The organism is Peteryoungia desertarenae, assembly GCF_005860795.2.
GTDB classification, from domain to species: domain Bacteria; phylum Pseudomonadota; class Alphaproteobacteria; order Rhizobiales; family Rhizobiaceae; genus Allorhizobium; species Allorhizobium desertarenae.
In genome coordinates this window covers 3,044,832-3,059,367 of sequence record NZ_CP058350.1, presented here as the reverse complement: position 1 = coordinate 3,059,367, position 14,536 = coordinate 3,044,832, and the positions used below count along the sequence as shown (strand labels likewise).

At 57.6% G+C, this 14,536-nt stretch carries 13 protein-coding genes and 1 riboswitch; of the genes, 7 read left to right on the top strand and 6 right to left on the bottom strand.

From position 1 onward, the window contains the following. The first annotated feature begins 86 nt into the window (after window positions 1–86). On the top strand, window positions 87–1,475 hold the full coding sequence (gene gor, locus FE840_RS14920) for a glutathione-disulfide reductase (RefSeq protein ID WP_138286281.1): 1,389 nt from the start codon (window positions 87–89) through the stop codon (window positions 1,473–1,475). A gap of 441 nt (window positions 1,476–1,916) precedes the next feature. Here the strand turns inward: gor and FE840_RS14915 are convergent, their stop codons facing one another. Further along, window positions 1,917–2,798: an alpha/beta hydrolase family protein gene (locus FE840_RS14915; RefSeq protein ID WP_138286280.1), complete on the bottom strand. Its 882-nt coding sequence runs from the start codon at window positions 2,796–2,798 to the stop codon at window positions 1,917–1,919. Between the two features lie 237 nt (window positions 2,799–3,035). On the opposite strand from FE840_RS14915, the gene FE840_RS14910 reads away from it, so the two are divergent. Both FE840_RS14910 and FE840_RS14905 read left to right on the top strand, forming a co-directional pair. After that, on the top strand, window positions 3,036–4,412 hold the full coding sequence (locus tag FE840_RS14910) for a class II 3-deoxy-7-phosphoheptulonate synthase (protein WP_138286279.1): 1,377 nt from the start codon (window positions 3,036–3,038) through the stop codon (window positions 4,410–4,412). Window positions 4,413–4,492: 80 nt separating this feature from the next. Then, window positions 4,493–4,879, top strand: a complete 387-nt coding sequence (locus FE840_RS14905; protein ID WP_138286278.1) for a GFA family protein — start codon at window positions 4,493–4,495, stop codon at window positions 4,877–4,879. A 79-nt stretch (window positions 4,880–4,958) separates the two neighbouring features. Here the strand turns inward: FE840_RS14905 and FE840_RS14900 are convergent, their stop codons facing one another. Next, window positions 4,959–5,915: a hypothetical protein gene (locus FE840_RS14900; RefSeq protein ID WP_246318786.1), complete on the bottom strand. Its 957-nt coding sequence runs from the start codon at window positions 5,913–5,915 to the stop codon at window positions 4,959–4,961. Between the two features lie 200 nt (window positions 5,916–6,115). Then, window positions 6,116–7,729, bottom strand: coding sequence for an LTA synthase family protein (locus tag FE840_RS14895; protein WP_246318917.1), 1,614 nt, complete (start codon window positions 7,727–7,729; stop codon window positions 6,116–6,118). Here FE840_RS14895 and FE840_RS20905 point away from each other — a divergent pair. The 4 genes from FE840_RS20905 (at window position 7,706) to bluB (ending at window position 11,758) form a co-directional block, all read left to right on the top strand. Beyond that, on the top strand, window positions 7,706–8,068 hold the full coding sequence (locus FE840_RS20905; protein ID WP_246318785.1) for a hypothetical protein: 363 nt from the start codon (window positions 7,706–7,708) through the stop codon (window positions 8,066–8,068). The genes FE840_RS14895 and FE840_RS20905 overlap by 24 nt on opposite strands. 167 nt (window positions 8,069–8,235) lie before the next feature. Continuing rightward, a complete protein-coding gene (locus FE840_RS14890; protein WP_138286277.1) occupies window positions 8,236–9,915 on the top strand; it encodes an NAD+ synthase in 1,680 nt (559 codons plus the stop codon). 29 nt (window positions 9,916–9,944) lie between these two features. Further along, window positions 9,945–10,778: a TolB family protein gene (locus FE840_RS14885; RefSeq protein WP_138286276.1), complete on the top strand. Its 834-nt coding sequence runs from the start codon at window positions 9,945–9,947 to the stop codon at window positions 10,776–10,778. A gap of 41 nt (window positions 10,779–10,819) precedes the next feature. After that, a riboswitch (cobalamin riboswitch) is annotated at window positions 10,820–11,009 on the top strand. Between the two features lie 41 nt (window positions 11,010–11,050). Then, window positions 11,051–11,758 carry a 5,6-dimethylbenzimidazole synthase gene (gene bluB / locus FE840_RS14880; RefSeq protein ID WP_138286275.1) on the top strand — a complete coding sequence of 236 codons (708 nt, stop codon included), beginning with the start codon at window positions 11,051–11,053 and terminating at the stop codon, window positions 11,756–11,758. 9 nt (window positions 11,759–11,767) lie between these two features. On the opposite strand, the gene FE840_RS14875 is transcribed toward bluB, so the two are convergent. The 3 genes from FE840_RS14875 to FE840_RS21075 form a co-directional block, all read right to left on the bottom strand. Further along, window positions 11,768–12,841, bottom strand: coding sequence for a DUF2865 domain-containing protein (locus tag FE840_RS14875; RefSeq protein WP_138286274.1), 1,074 nt, complete (start codon window positions 12,839–12,841; stop codon window positions 11,768–11,770). A gap of 111 nt (window positions 12,842–12,952) precedes the next feature. Further along, window positions 12,953–13,594 (bottom strand): acyl-homoserine-lactone synthase, encoded by a 642-nt coding sequence (locus FE840_RS14870; protein ID WP_138286273.1) that lies wholly within the window; start codon window positions 13,592–13,594, stop codon window positions 12,953–12,955. Between the two features lie 100 nt (window positions 13,595–13,694). Continuing rightward, window positions 13,695–14,471: a helix-turn-helix transcriptional regulator gene (locus tag FE840_RS21075; RefSeq protein WP_138286272.1), complete on the bottom strand. Its 777-nt coding sequence runs from the start codon at window positions 14,469–14,471 to the stop codon at window positions 13,695–13,697. Window positions 14,472–14,536: the final 65 nt, after the last annotated feature.

The following is a 14,536-nucleotide window of genomic DNA, read 5'->3' as shown; positions in this document are numbered from 1 at the left end:
CCCGGTCCATTGGTCCGGGCTTTTCATTTGTGCCCATGTCCTTCTATATCCAGACGGCTCTGATCAACGGAGCGGAAGGAGATGCAATGTCCCATTTTGACTATGATCTATTCGTCATCGGTGGTGGTTCTGGTGGTGTGCGCAGCGCCAGGCTGGCGGCAGCCATGGGTAAACGCGTCGCGATTGCCGAAGAATATCGATTTGGCGGGACCTGCGTCATCCGTGGATGCGTCCCGAAGAAGCTCTTTGTCTATGCGTCACAGTTTCACGAGCATTTCGAGGATGCTGCGGGTTATGGCTGGACTGTCGGCGAAACGCGTTTTGACTGGCCCTCGCTGATTGCTGCGAAGGACAAGGAAATTGACAGGCTTGAAGGGCTCTACCGCAAGGGACTTGAGACAGCCGGTGCCGAGATCCTCGCCACGCGTGCAGAGCTTACCGGCCCGAACAGCATCCGCCTTGTTGCGTCTGGCAAGGTTGTCACAGCCGAAAAGATCGTGATTGCCGTTGGAGGTGCCGCCAATCCGCATGAGTCCCTGCCGGGCCATGAGTTTTGCATCACGTCCAACGAAGCGTTCCATCTGGATCGGCTGCCAAAGTCAATTCTGATTGCCGGAGGCGGTTATATCGCGGTCGAGTTTGCCAATATCTTTCATGGTCTCGGAGTTGAAACGACCCTGATCTACAGAGGTGCGGAAATCCTTGGCCGATTTGATGAGGATATGCGCCGGGGGCTGCATGAGGCGATGGTCGCCAAGGGCATCAATATCATCTGCCATGATCACATCAAATCCGTCAGCCGATCAGCTGCGGGTAATCTGGAAGCCCATACGCTCAATGACCGAAAGCTGGTGGTCGAGCAGGTAATGCTGGCTCTTGGGCGCGATCCCAATACCAAGGGGCTGGGCCTGGAGGATGCTGGAGTTGCCGTCAATGAGAAGGGGGCGATCATCGTTGATGCCTATTCCCGAACGAATGTGGAGAGCATCTTTGCGCTTGGTGATGTGACGGATCGTGTTCAGTTGACACCCGTCGCCATTCACGAAGCCATGTGTTTCATCGAGACCGAGTACCAGAACAATCCGACGTCTCCCGATCATGAACTGATCGCAACCGCAGTCTTTTCACAGCCGGAAATCGGCACGGTGGGGCTTTCGGAGGCGGATGCCGCGAAGCGCTTCGAGGAGATCGAGGTTTATCGTGCACAGTTCCGACCGATGAAGGCGACGCTGTCGGGGCGCCAGGAGAAGATGATCATGAAGCTGATCGTCAATTCCGCCGACCGAAAGGTCGTGGGTGCCCACATTCTGGGGCATGATGCGGGGGAAATGGCCCAGCTACTCGGCATTACCCTGAAGGCCGGCTGCACCAAGGATGATTTCGACCGGACCATGGCGGTGCATCCCACGGCAGCCGAGGAGTTGGTCACGATGTATCAGCCGTCTTATCGGATCAGGAATGGACAGCGGATCTGAAAAACACAGAAGGCCCCGCTCGCGGGGCCTTCCTGAAGACTGTTGAACTCCTGAACACGCCCACGGTCGGTGTGTGGATTGTGGTACATCACGTCCAGACAATTACCTGTGCCGCCACTGCGAACAGACATAGCAGGGAAACTGCCGCGACCTTGAGCCGCTTGCTCCTGCGTGTTCTAACGCCACTCCAATCATACGCCATGACACGATCCTCATGATCAACACCGGAAAATCACGTTTCCGTACACGTTAACCCCGCCCACAAGGGGAGGTATTGACCGAAACTGGTGCGAAGCTGTCCTTCCCACCTGCGATCACACGCGCTGCCACAAACCTATGCTCCTCCTCCACATGGAGTTTGTTCCCGAATGAAACAACTGACAAGACACAAGCATGGGCTTTCATCTATATCGCCTGTGGATAATTTTCAATTATCTAATTTTAAAGCGCCTGGTGTTGCGGACTGCCCTTGAGCCACTGAATGGCGGGCTGCCAAAGCGTGTCCTTGAAGTTCGATCGGAAGAAGCCGAGATGTCCTATGGGACCCTTGGCCTGTTCGGGGGTCACCCAGGCCGTTTCGACTGGTGCGTTTACATAGTGGCGCAGTATTGCCTGCTGCGCTCTCGGTGTTCCCCATGGGTCATCGGTTGAGCCTATCGCCAGGATCGGTATCTTGATGCGGGCAAAGTCCGTGGTCGCGTTCATCGTGGTGTCAGCAAAGAAGTACTCGGCGGACCGACCCCAGCGGGTCCACTCGCGAAATACGCTTCCGGGCAGCGTTTCCCCAAGGCCAATCCAACCGGGTACCCTGCCGGTTGCAAGGGCAAGGGGCACACCCACCAAATTCATGGACGCGAAGACCTTGATCGGCTCATTGGTATAGCGCCAATGTCCGGACATGACCGATACCATCAGATAACGTTGGAACCGTTCTGGTTCGGCGCATAGGCCAAGAGCCTGGCCGCCGAAGGACTGACCGACACCGACCATGGGGTGGCCAGGAGCGACTTCATTCAGGCGGGTCTGTGCAGCCGGCATGTCCTCCGTCGCCCAGTGGCGCATCAGAAGTGGTTTTTTCCAATCGACCGGTTTTTGCGATTTTGCCACGCCTCTGTAGTCATATGTCATGACCGCGCGGAAGCCCTCAACGCCGACGAGATGTTCGGCGAAGCGCGCATAAATGGTGCGTGGAACCGCAGCGGCGGACGAGATCAGAGCAAGAGGGCCAGTGCCTTCACCTTGGAAGAGTGTTCCTTGAAGCGGAAAGCCATCGCTCGCTCGAAAATGGATGTCATGTCGTTCGACCGGCATGCTGAATGTCATGGCGGTTCCTCCCTGCCTCGACGTACCGAATAACGTTCACGTTCACGTCAACGTCTGTCAAGCCGCAGATTTGGCCGAAGAGGTTGAGGTTCCTGCCCGTTGTTTTTGGGCGCGGCTTCAAATGGCCCTCGAAAGGCCTGAAACTTCGGCTTTTCAAGGCAAGGGTAACCGTCTATAAGCCCCAACCCATGCGGCGGGATGTTGGCCGCGAAGTCTAGTTGAAAACAGGTGACGACCATGGCGCAGAATTGGACCCCGAGCAGCTGGAGGCAGAAGCCGATCAAGCAGGTTCCTGCCTATCCGGATCAGGAGGCTCTCAAGGCGACCGAGCAGCAGCTGGCGTCCTATCCGCCGCTTGTATTTGCCGGAGAGGCAAGGCGTTTGAAAAAATCGCTGGCGCAGGTCGCTGAGGGCAACGGTTTTCTGCTCCAGGGTGGAGACTGCGCGGAAAGCTTTGCCGAACACGGCGCCGATACCATTCGTGACTTTTTCCGTGCCTTCCTGCAGATGGCTGTCGTCCTGACATTCGGTGCCCAGTTGCCCGTCGTTAAGGTGGGGCGCATCGCCGGCCAGTTCGCCAAACCGCGTTCGTCGGACATCGAGAAGATCGGTGACGTTGAACTGCCAAGCTATCGTGGCGATGTGATCAACGGTATAGAATTCACGGAGGAGGCGCGTATCCCCAATCCGGAGCGGCAGCTGATGGCCTACCGTCAGTCAGCGGCAACGCTCAACCTGCTGCGCGCTTTCGCCATGGGTGGATATGCCAACCTCGAGAATGTCCACCAGTGGATGCTGGGCTTTGTCAAGGACAGCCCACAGGCCGAGCGTTACCGCAAGCTCGCCGATCGGATTTCCGAGACCATGGACTTCATGAAGGCCATCGGGATTACGGCTGAGAACCAGCCGAGCCTGCGTGAGACCGACTTCTTCACCAGCCATGAGGCACTGCTTCTCGGTTACGAAGAAGCGCTGACACGCGTCGATTCGACCTCCGGCGATTGGTACGCCACGTCCGGTCACATGATCTGGATCGGTGACCGTACCCGTCAGGCTGATCACGCTCATGTCGAATACTGCCGCGGAATCAAGAACCCGATCGGTTTGAAGTGCGGCCCGTCGCTTCAGGCGGATGATCTGCTCAATCTCATCGATCTGCTCAACCCGCAGAACGAGGCGGGTCGTCTGACGCTGATCTGCCGTTTTGGCCATGACAAGGTAGCTGAACACCTGCCACGCCTTATCCGCGCCGTGGAGCGCGAAGGTCGCAAGGTTGTCTGGTCCTGTGATCCCATGCATGGCAACACGATCACGCTCAACAATTACAAGACCCGTCCGTTCGAGCGCGTTCTTTCGGAGGTTGAGAGCTTCTTCCAGATCCATCGTGCGGAAGGTTCGCATCCCGGCGGTATCCATGTGGAAATGACGGGCAAGGACGTGACCGAGTGCACCGGTGGCGCCCGTGCGGTCACCGGCAGCGATCTGGCGGACCGCTATCACACGCATTGTGATCCGCGTCTGAATGCAGATCAGGCTTTGGAACTGGCCTTCCTTCTTGCCGAAAGGATGAAGAGCGGTCGCGACGAGAAGCGGGCGATGGTTGCGAACGGCTGATTTTTACTCTCAGCTTTATAAATTTGACCATGGGGCGGGCTTCAACGAAGCTTGCCCCATTGCGTTGAGGAGGATCAGCTGTGTCAGAAGGTCATGAGGGTCGTTGTCTTTGCGAAGCAGTCCGCTTGAAAGTATCCGGGCCGCTGACCGAGCTCAGCTTTTGTCATTGCTCGCAGTGCCGACGGCAGACAGGCCTCTACTACGCCACCACCGACGTCTTGATGGATAAGCTGTCGATCGAAGGAGAGGAGAATGTGCGCTGGTATCGCTCCAGCGCCAAAGCGAGCCGGGCGTTCTGTGGCCAATGCGGTTCGGCCCTGTTCTGGCATGCGGATGGCTCGCCGCGCATTGCCGTCATGGCCGGTGTTTTCGATATGCCGACCGGTTTGTCTGGCGGACGGCATATCTATTGCGAAGACAAGGGTGATTTCTACGATCTTCCCCAAGCAAGAGACGTTCGGGCCTGACCGTAATCACTTCTCCATCTGAAGATGCGCCGAAAGAGGAAAACGTGTCTCCGCTTATCCCATAATCGCCGGAAATGCTCTATTGGCTGACGCGGAAGGTCTGAACTGCGTCAAGCTTGCCTGACCAGACGGGCAGGACTTCATCATCGTGATCAACGGTCATGGCGTCCGATCCGATTTCGTCGAGAGCCATGTGAAAGGCCCGATCCAGACCGGCGAACTTGGCAGACTGCCAATTGAAATAATCGTCAATGAAAGTCTTTGACAGCCACAAAGGCCCGCGTCGACGCGCATGGTCCCAGCCCAAAAGTTCTTCGGTTTCCGCTTTCTTGAACATGCGCTTCAGATTTGTCTGTGAAATCTGATAGATTTCGCTGATCTCCGACAGAGATGCCGAACCGACATAGACCCGTTCCGATGTTCGATCAAAATTCGGGTCCAACCGTGAAAAAATGTCGTGCAAGACCATGCCGCCAAGATCTGACGAGAGAAAATGCCCGATTGAGTCCACCGGATTTTTCCAGACTGGATCTGCCATCAGAATGTCCGCTCCAATCGGTTGCGCCACACGGAAAATGTGCGGACGCGAGATGATTGTTGCTTCGCGGGAACCGCCGTCCAGTCGATCAAGGCAGATCATGTGTCCACGAAACCAGTTGAACATAGCAGCATAGCTGATTTCGGTCGGTTCCAAGACGCGCACTCGTTTGTCCGGCACGTCGGGGACGTCGCGCAGAAACTTGTACGCTGTCAGCTCCGCAAGGAAAGCTGTGGCGGTGTTCCTGCTAGCGCAATCAAGTGTGATAACCATCTCAATGAAGCGCGTTGCAGTGAGGCCAGACAAAGGATCATCATCCTTGCGGCGCAACGCCAAGGCGAACATCGATTGAGACATCAGCCATTTTCTGTGCGACGCCTTCAGCCTGGACAGGCGAGGCGTCTGTGTGTGAATCTCGATCAGATGCTCTGCAATCTGCTTTTCGATTGCCGGAAACAACGGGTGTTGGGCTATCTGCTGGCGTGTTAGGGCTTGCATGGTTCCCGCTTTCTGAACTCGTTATAGGCGTGAACTAAACTAGGAATAGAATCAATTACCAATTTTTGCAATGCATGTGCAGTCTCGAAGGGTCGAGCGCGGTTGACTATGTCAGTTTCTATGGCGGAAAGGCGTTCAAGTTTCAATCTGAACTTCAGCGAACTCGCGTTTGTGCAGAATAGGCCGGCGGGTCGATATTGTCATGACACCGGTTGGTTAGGCTCAACCATTTCGGGAAAAAACTTTTCGACCCCATGCTTTTCTCCAAACATCAAGTCATATTGAATAAATCGATAGTTCTGAAGTGTTGGATCAATTTCTCCATTTAGTGACCAATCGGCCTCTGAGCGTCCATTTCGTTCAATCAATTGGTGCCGATCAATAACGCTGTAGCGTTCCTGAACCCGCCCAAGCACACCTGTGTAGAAGGGGTGGCGATAGCCCGCGAGACGCACGACGAAATGCGGCAATTGGGAAGGACTTATGCTTCCGATATTCTTCTGTACGCCTCTTTTTGATGACCAGATCACCAGAGGCGTTTCATGCTCCCGCTTCATCGTTTCCACGGGTGCCCGGCGGCTGGCGACCATTTTGGGCATATAGCCTAACTCGGTATAGACTGGTCCAAGAGGTGGCAGATGATCACCGAAGAGAACGATGATCGTCTCTCGCTTGCGCTTCCTTGCCCAATCCATCAGCGTTTTCAAGCTGTCATCTGCCTCTCGCACGCCGTGCGTAAATGTGGCCAGTGACGCTTGGGAGGCTGGGGACAGAGCGGGTGCATCGACTTTTACCGCATGGCTTTCATAGCGCGTGGCTTCATAAGGACCATGGCCTTGCAAAGTCACCGCGAAGAAGAAGAATGGGTTGCGGGTGTCGTCGGCTGTCCTGATCAGATGATCCGTCAAAGCTTCGTCTGAGGCGAAGATACCGCGCTTTTCCAACGCGGGCATCGTCTCCTCGGACTCGAATTTCTGGAAACCGAGAGCTTCATACACGTTGCGACGATTCCAGAACCAACTCTGGAACGGATGGAAGGCACGGGTTTCGTAGCCTTTAGATTCGAAGAAGGTCGCAAGGGACGGCAGCGGGCGCCTGATATACTGCTGATAGGGAATGCTCCCATAGGGAAGGAAGGCATTGCTGAAGCCGGTCAGGGCTTCAAATTCGACATTGGCCGTCAATCCACCGAATTCCGGAGAGAAGATTTCACCTGACTGGTGCGAGCGAATAACTGGCATCGGATCTTCAGAGAAAGACACGCCTGAGAGGCGGGTCGGGTCCCAGAGAGATTCACTCATGATCATGATCACGTCGGCCTGACGACCGGAGAAGATCGATGAGGGCACCAGTTCGCCGGATATGTCGGCAATGGTCTCTTCCCCATATCCCGTTGGCGCGGTGACATTGGCCATCGGAATGTTGAATGTGAAGGCCAGAAGGAAGCCGTTGTGGCGATAATTCTCCTTCTGGTCCCACATCATGGGGATGATGTTCAGTCGGTCCCTGGCATAGGAATAAGTCATCGGGTCCATGATGGACGCGAAGGCGCCGAGGACGGGTACGGCCAGTGCCAAACGAGCGGCGCGGGCAGTGCCGGACAGTTTCGGAAAGCGGTGCCGTCCAAGAACCAGGGTATGACCCAGGATAAGGAGGGTGACCAGCGCGCCCCCAAAAATGCCTGCGGCGACCAAAGGTCTTGCGGCGATCATCGCTGGCAGCAACTCCGCAATCTGCCGCCCAAAGAGCAGATCGCTCGGATAAAGCGGGTCAGACAGGAACAACTGCTTGTGACCGGAGAAAAAGCCGAGCATGGCCAAGCCGGGAACAATGAGAAGCGCCGACTGGTGAGCGCGACCGAGCAGTGCGTCGCCAGTCAGCAAAATCAGAAAAAGCAGTCCGACTGCGACCAGCCCCGGTCGATCGCTGGCGGTCAGGAACTGACCAATGTCATCAAACCCGCCCCTGGCAAGGAGTTCGCAAAGCATGATCGTTGCAACGGACAGGATGGCTGTACCGACCAAATGGGCAGAGCTAGCCAGCCTGGGCAAATGAACGATGCTGTCCTTGGTGGATTGCGCGCCGACCATCTGTTTATCAGTCAGGGCATCGTTCGAGGCATGGTGAACCAAGGCGCACTCCGAATGTCATGAGAATTTCATAGAAGCTTTGCGCAGATGTCACATAACTGTCATGAATGCTAGATGAACCGGGCCGTGTGGATTTTGTTCCGCCATTTCTTTTGCTGCTGCGCGGTGTCGGCGCGAGTGCCATGCGCTATCTCATTGCAGACTTGCAGTCGGCGCGATAAACGGAAGCCATGAGCGAAAACACGAACAAAATCGATATCCTGCGCATTGCAGTGGCACAGTTCAATCCGACGGTGGGTGACGTCACCGGCAATCTCGCCAAGGCGCGTGCTGCGCGTGCCGAGGCCGCCGGGCAGGGGGCTGATCTCCTGCTCCTGACGGAGCTCTTCATTTCCGGCTATCCGCCGGAAGATCTGGTGCTGAAGCCCGCCTTTCTCAAAGCCTGCCTGCAGGCTGTGGAGGCGCTTGCGACCGATACCGCCGATGGCGGGCCAGGGGTGATCGTCGGCTTTCCGCGTCAGGGCGAGAAGGGGCGGCACAATTCCGTCGCCATCCTCGATGGCGGCAAGATCCTTGCCTTCCGCGACAAGATCGATTTGCCGAATTATGGCGAGTTCGACGAGAAGCGCGTCTTTGTCGAAGGCGAGATGCCGGGACCGGTGAACTTCCGGGGCGTGCGTATCGGCGTACCGATCTGCGAGGAGATCTGGAACGATCTCGGTGTCTGCGAGACGCTGGCCGAGACGGGGGCCGAAATCCTGCTGGTGCCCAACGGCTCGCCCTATTATCGCGGCAAGGTGGATGTCCGCCATCAGGTGGCGCTCCGCCAGGTGATCGAAACCGGACTGCCGCTGATCTTCGCCAATCAGCTGGGCGGTCAGGACGAACTGGTCTTCGACGGCGCGAGCTTCGCCTTCAATGGTGACAAGTCGCTGGCCTTCCAGATGAGCCAGTTCGAGGAAACGCTGTCGGTCACGACCTGGCGGCGCACGGCGGACGGTTGGCGCTGCGATCAGGGACCGATGTCGCGGATCCCTGAGAAGGAAGAGGCTGACTATCGCGCCTGCGTGCTCGGTTTCCGCGATTACGTCAACAAGAACGGTTTCAAGAGCGTCGTGCTCGGTCTCTCGGGCGGTATCGATTCGGCTATCTGTGCGGCGATCGCGGTGGATGCGCTGGGCGAGGAGCGGGTGCGCACGATCATGCTGCCCTACCGCTACACCTCGCAGGAAAGCTTTGCCGATGCGGAGGCCTGCGCCAAGGCGCTCGGCTGCCACTATGACATCGTGCCGATCCAGGAACCGGTCGAGGGCTTTCTCTCGTCGCTGTCGGAAATGTTCGAGGGTACCGAGAGCGGGATCACCGAGGAGAACCTGCAGAGCCGCACGCGCGGCACGATCCTCATGGCGATCTCCAACAAGTTCGGCTCGATGGTCGTGACCACCGGCAACAAGTCGGAAATGTCGGTCGGCTATGCCACGCTCTACGGTGACATGAACGGCGGCTTCAACCCGATCAAGGACCTCTACAAGATGCAGGTCTATGCGCTGTCGGCCTGGCGCAACGCGAATGTGCCGCCGGGTGCGCTTGGCCCCTCTGGCGAGGTGATCCCGGCGAACATCCTGTCGAAGGCCCCCTCGGCGGAGCTTCGGCCGAACCAGACCGACCAGGATTCGCTGCCGCCCTATCCGGTTCTCGACGACATTCTCGAATGCCTGGTCGAGAAGGAGATGGGCGTGGACGAGATCGTTGCGCGCGGTCACGACATCGCGACCGTGCACCGGGTCGAGCATCTGCTCTATCTCGCCGAATACAAACGCCGCCAGTCGGCGCCGGGCGTGAAGATCACCAAGAAGAATTTCGGACGCGATCGTCGCTATCCGATCACGAACCGTTTCCGGGATCGCTAAGCGATCCGGGACGGCCGGGAGGAAGCAGCATGCGCAGTTCCGTCGAAATCTTTGACATCAACACCCGCGAATGCGAGGTCGTCTGGCAGACGGAAGACCTCGTCGAGGCGCCGAACTGGTCGCGGGACGGCGAGTTTCTCGTCGTGAACGGCGACGGGCTGCTCTATGCCCTGCCGCTCGACGAGGAAGATCCGGAGCCGGAATTGATCGACACCGGTTTTGCCGTCCGGCTGAACAACGACCACGGCATCTCGCCTGACGGTGCCTCGATCGCCTTTTCGGACCATACGCTTTACGGCAAGTCCTGCATCTATCTATTGGGCGATGGCGACAACGAACCGCGCCAGGTGACCGACAAGATGCCGTCCTACTGGCATGGCTGGTCGCCGGACGGAAAGGAGCTTGCCTATTGCGGTGATCGCGGCGGTGTCTTCGACATCTACACGATCTCCACGAAAGGCGGGCCCGAGCGGCGTCTGACGCATGGCGAATGTCACAATGACGGTCCCGACTATTCGCCTGACGGTCAGTGGATCTATTTCAACTCCAGCCGTACCGGCACCATGCAGATCTGGCGGATGCGCAGGGATGGGTCCGACCTGCAGCAGCTGACTTCGGACGGCCATAATGATTGGTTCCCACACCCGTCGCCGGATGGAAGCAAGGTGCTCTTCCTCTCCTACGACGCAGATGTGATAGGCCATCCGCGTGACAAGCAGGTCAGGCTTCGGCTGATGGATGCCGATGGCGGCAATGTCGAGACGCTTATCGCGTTCTTCGGCGGGCAGGGCTCGATCAACGTGCCGAACTGGGCGCCGGACGGAACGGCCTTCGCCTTCGTGCGCTATTTCCCACAGCCTTAGTGACGCTGTCGCTTTTGCTCTGTCCTCCGCAAACTCCGTCAAGTACAACTCCTGTGTCAGGTGCCTGCCGCAAGGCGGGAGAATCGGGAAGCCGGTGAAAATCCGGCACGTGCCCAACGCTGTGAGGCGGACGTGACGTGTCAGGGGAAACCCAGCCACTGGAGCAATCCGGGAAGGCGCGCGTCGCGGATGAAGCCCAGTCAGAAGACCGGCCTGGCGAGATGGACCGAACCCGCGCGGACGGCGGGTGGTTGCGCATTGTGGGGATTACGATGCACGACAGACCGAACGAGTTTCTCGTCCGGACAGCGCCCTTTGCCGAGCCAGACAGGGACGCCGTCTACCGGGCCATCCACACGCGCCGTGACGTGCGCGACCAGTTCCTTGCCGATCCGCTGCCGGACGATCTCGTGCGCCGGCTTCTCCAAGCCGCCCATGCGGCGCCATCCGTCGGCTTCATGCAGCCGTGGAGTTTCCTGCTGATCCGCAATGCTCAGACCCGCGAAGCGGTCTGGCGGGCGTTCACCCGGGCGAATGAGGAGGCTGAGGCGATGTTTCCTGAGGAGCGTCGCAGCGCCTATCGCTCGCTCAAACTCGAGGGCATTCGCAAGGCGCCGCTCAACATCTGCGTCACCTGTGATCCGGACCGTGCGGGGCCGGTCGTGCTTGGACGCACGCATGATTCCCGAATGGATGCCTTTTCCACAGTTTGCGCCATCCAGAACCTCTGGCTGGCCGCGCGGGCTGAAGGGGTGGGCGTCGGCTGGGTCAGCATATTCCGCGAGGCGGAGGTGAGGGGGCTTCTCGGGATACCGGAGCGGATCCACATAATTGGCTACCTCTGTCTCGGTTTTGTCGAGGAACTCTATGCAACACCAGAGCTTGAGGTGAAGGGCTGGCGGAAGCGCCTGCCGCTGGAGGAGGTGGTATGGGGCGAGATGTGGGGGCAGAGCGTTGCGCTTGCCAAAACTGGCGACTGATGCCGGTTCTCACTCTTGCTGCGGCTGCGGGCCCTGCGAAGCGGGATTTCTAAGGTCAATCTGTCCGTTGTCTGGCGGCAGGAACACGGGTCCAACCTGTCTTACACGGCGGTCCGAAGCCTCCATCGGACGTTCATTGGGAACGGGAGCACTGTTTTGGACCTCTTGCTGGACAGAGGGGGTCTGAAGCCGCAGTATCGATGACTGGTAGTCGGGTACAGATGGAGCGCCCTGCTGCTGGCGCTGCATTTTCTGGTAGTAGGCGGACAGATCGCAGCTGCATTGGCGATCACTGGCGTTCGTGGTGTTGCGATAGCGGAAGGCGTTCGGCATATCCTGATATGGCCTTCCCGTGCTCGCGGATATCATGCTGCCGGTGTCTCCAGCGGAGAGGGGGTGGAAGTATAGCTCTGTCTGGACGTTAGGGCACATTTGCCGGCACTGATCGGCATCGCGCACGAAATCGACGGCTGAGGCTCCAGATGAAATCGGAAAGAATGCACCGTCACAGCTTCTCACGCACAGTGTTCTCAAGGGGCCTGGGGGTACCGGAAACGGTGTCGGAAAGGATGGTGGCGGGATTGCCACGGCCTGCTGCCCATGCGGCACGGTGTCTAGAAACGGTACCCTTGGGGGTTCGGTGATGTTGGTCAGTGATGCTGCATCGGTTGTTGCACAGCCGTTGGCCGCCAAGGCGGTCATGACTTCGAGCCTCGGATCCGCACCAGATCTGGCCGCCTTGTGCAATGTCTGCAGCTTTTCGATCAGGATGTCGCGATTGGCTTCCATCCGCTGGATAGCACGGCGCTGATCCTTGCAAGCGTTGCCTCCGTCAGCTCGATAGATGACCACTGACGAGGTTTCACAGCGCAGGTTCCGATAATCCTGGCGCGCCTTTCTAAGCTCCAGATTTTGCTGGGCAATCGCACTTGCATACCTGGCCTGCTCGACCGTCTTCCTTTCGGGCGAGCCTATCGAGACCAATCGGTCGCGTAATCTTTCGCACACATCAGACGCCATAGCCGGTGTCGACAATGGCCCGATCAGAAATGCCGCAAGAATGAGTGGCGCTTTGGCTGACACAATGATGCTTTCCCGGTGGCGAAACTCTCAACTTGCTGCCGTGAAGCAGGATAGCCGAGAGTTGAGTAGCCTCCAACCGGGAAAGCACTCACTTTGTTCAACTGAAAGCGATCAGGCGGCCCTTGCATCTTCCAGCTTGAGTGCGGCCCCTATGATCTCTCCTTCGATCGCGGCCACCTGCTTCATTCTATCAAGAAGGGCATCTTCCACTGCCCATGCGATGGCAACCGCATTGACGGAACCTATCCGCTGTGGTGGTCCGATCCTTTCGCCAGGGCATCCCATGCGCTTGAACATCCGTTCGAGGAAGACATCCGTGACGGTGACAATATGCGTCAGTCCCGAAGCGATCGCCAGTTCACCGACGCCGCACATGAGTTCGGCTGCTGCGATCGTGACCTGATTTGACGCGCGATCCTGCGAGATATCCGGCTCGATGCAAAAGCGACTGCTTTCCCAGACAGCCGCGCTACGGATCACTGGTTTTTCTCCCAACAGAACCGGGAACGTGTCATCCAGCATGTTGGGGCCGAGGGTCGGCAGGAGACGCAGAGACCCTCTCAAACGTCCATTTCCGTCATAGGAGAGAACGTAGACGGGGTTCATTTCGTCGTATTCGTCAATCTCCCAATCCCCTTCTACATTTACATCCCATTGAAGAAGTTCATGAAAAACGCGGTGCCGCAACTGGTGCATCTCGTCGATTTCGTCAGGGTGGTCTGAACGCTTGTTGCCGCTGATGATTTTGATCATAATACTCTCCTTCAGCACACGATGAAGAGTTGATCATGTCTGGAGCAACCTTTTGTTGAAACTGTCGGTAGTGACAGTTGAAATGATTTGCAATTTAAGATTATTGTTCTTCGGATGTGTGAACGCTTGTTTCCGGTGGGCTTGCCGGGGCAATGAGACCTCTCCAGGCGGCTTCCGCCACTGCCTGGGTATTGGTGACGACGTTCAGTTTCTTCCGCGCGTTCGACATAAAGAAGCGGACCGTTCGCTCGGTGATGCCGAGAATCTTGGCCGTTTCCCAATAGCTCTTGCCGGCTGCGACCCAGACAAGGGTTTCCTGCTCTCGCGGTGTCAGACGTTCCGAAGGGCTGTGTTTTCGTTCGACGGTGACAAAACCCCTCAGCATCTTTCCGTGAAATCGTGCAGCTATGGATGACAGGTCGCGGTCATAGAGCCGCCTGAATTCCTGCCAATCCGGCTCTGGTAGCCTGGAGTGCACCGCCATCAGCGCATGGCGCCCCTCGCGCGAGGGCAGAGGGTAGCAGGCGCCGGAAAGGCTGAGCCCGAGGCTCTCAACAAGGAAATTCAGGTCGGACCTCCCCGCCGATTGACGCCTGATCTCCTGCCAGTCGACGGGCTCCACCGCTTCGAAAGTGATGCGCAGAGGTTCCAGCATGGCGCGCCGACCATGCATCTTTGCCCTGTCTTCCAGCCTTGGGGGCAAGGTATGATGGAGGCTCTGGACCGTTATGTGACCGCCCTTCACGCTCGCATCAAGGTAAAGACAGTGATTAAGGCGGTACGCTTGCTTCACACGGTTCAGAAAGGCTTGCGGACTTGGCGGAGGGTCTTCGTTGAGCCAATCGATCAGTTCGAAATAGCCCCCGACATCTGTCATGCATAAACCCCACAAAGCTCGGGGGTAGGATGCTGGCAGTTGAGCTGAATTGTCTAGTGCGAAAT

Coding starts and splice junctions, on each gene's coding strand:
- bluB (WP_138286275.1), top strand. CDS start 11,051: ATGCACGACAGACCGAACGAGTTTCTCGTCCGGACAGCGCCCTTTGCC.
- FE840_RS14885 (WP_138286276.1), top strand. CDS start 9,945: ATGCGCAGTTCCGTCGAAATCTTTGACATCAACACCCGCGAATGCGAG.
- FE840_RS14910 (WP_138286279.1), top strand. CDS start 3,036: ATGGCGCAGAATTGGACCCCGAGCAGCTGGAGGCAGAAGCCGATCAAG.
- gor (WP_138286281.1), top strand. CDS start 87: ATGTCCCATTTTGACTATGATCTATTCGTCATCGGTGGTGGTTCTGGT.
- FE840_RS21075 (WP_138286272.1), bottom strand. CDS start 14,471: ATGACAGATGTCGGGGGCTATTTCGAACTGATCGATTGGCTCAACGAA.
- FE840_RS14870 (WP_138286273.1), bottom strand. CDS start 13,594: ATGATCAAAATCATCAGCGGCAACAAGCGTTCAGACCACCCTGACGAA.
- FE840_RS14915 (WP_138286280.1), bottom strand. CDS start 2,798: ATGACATTCAGCATGCCGGTCGAACGACATGACATCCATTTTCGAGCG.
- FE840_RS14895 (WP_246318917.1), bottom strand. CDS start 7,729: ATGCTCGGCTTTTTCTCCGGTCACAAGCAGTTGTTCCTGTCTGACCCG.
- FE840_RS14890 (WP_138286277.1), top strand. CDS start 8,236: ATGAGCGAAAACACGAACAAAATCGATATCCTGCGCATTGCAGTGGCA.
- FE840_RS14900 (WP_246318786.1), bottom strand. CDS start 5,915: ATGCAAGCCCTAACACGCCAGCAGATAGCCCAACACCCGTTGTTTCCG.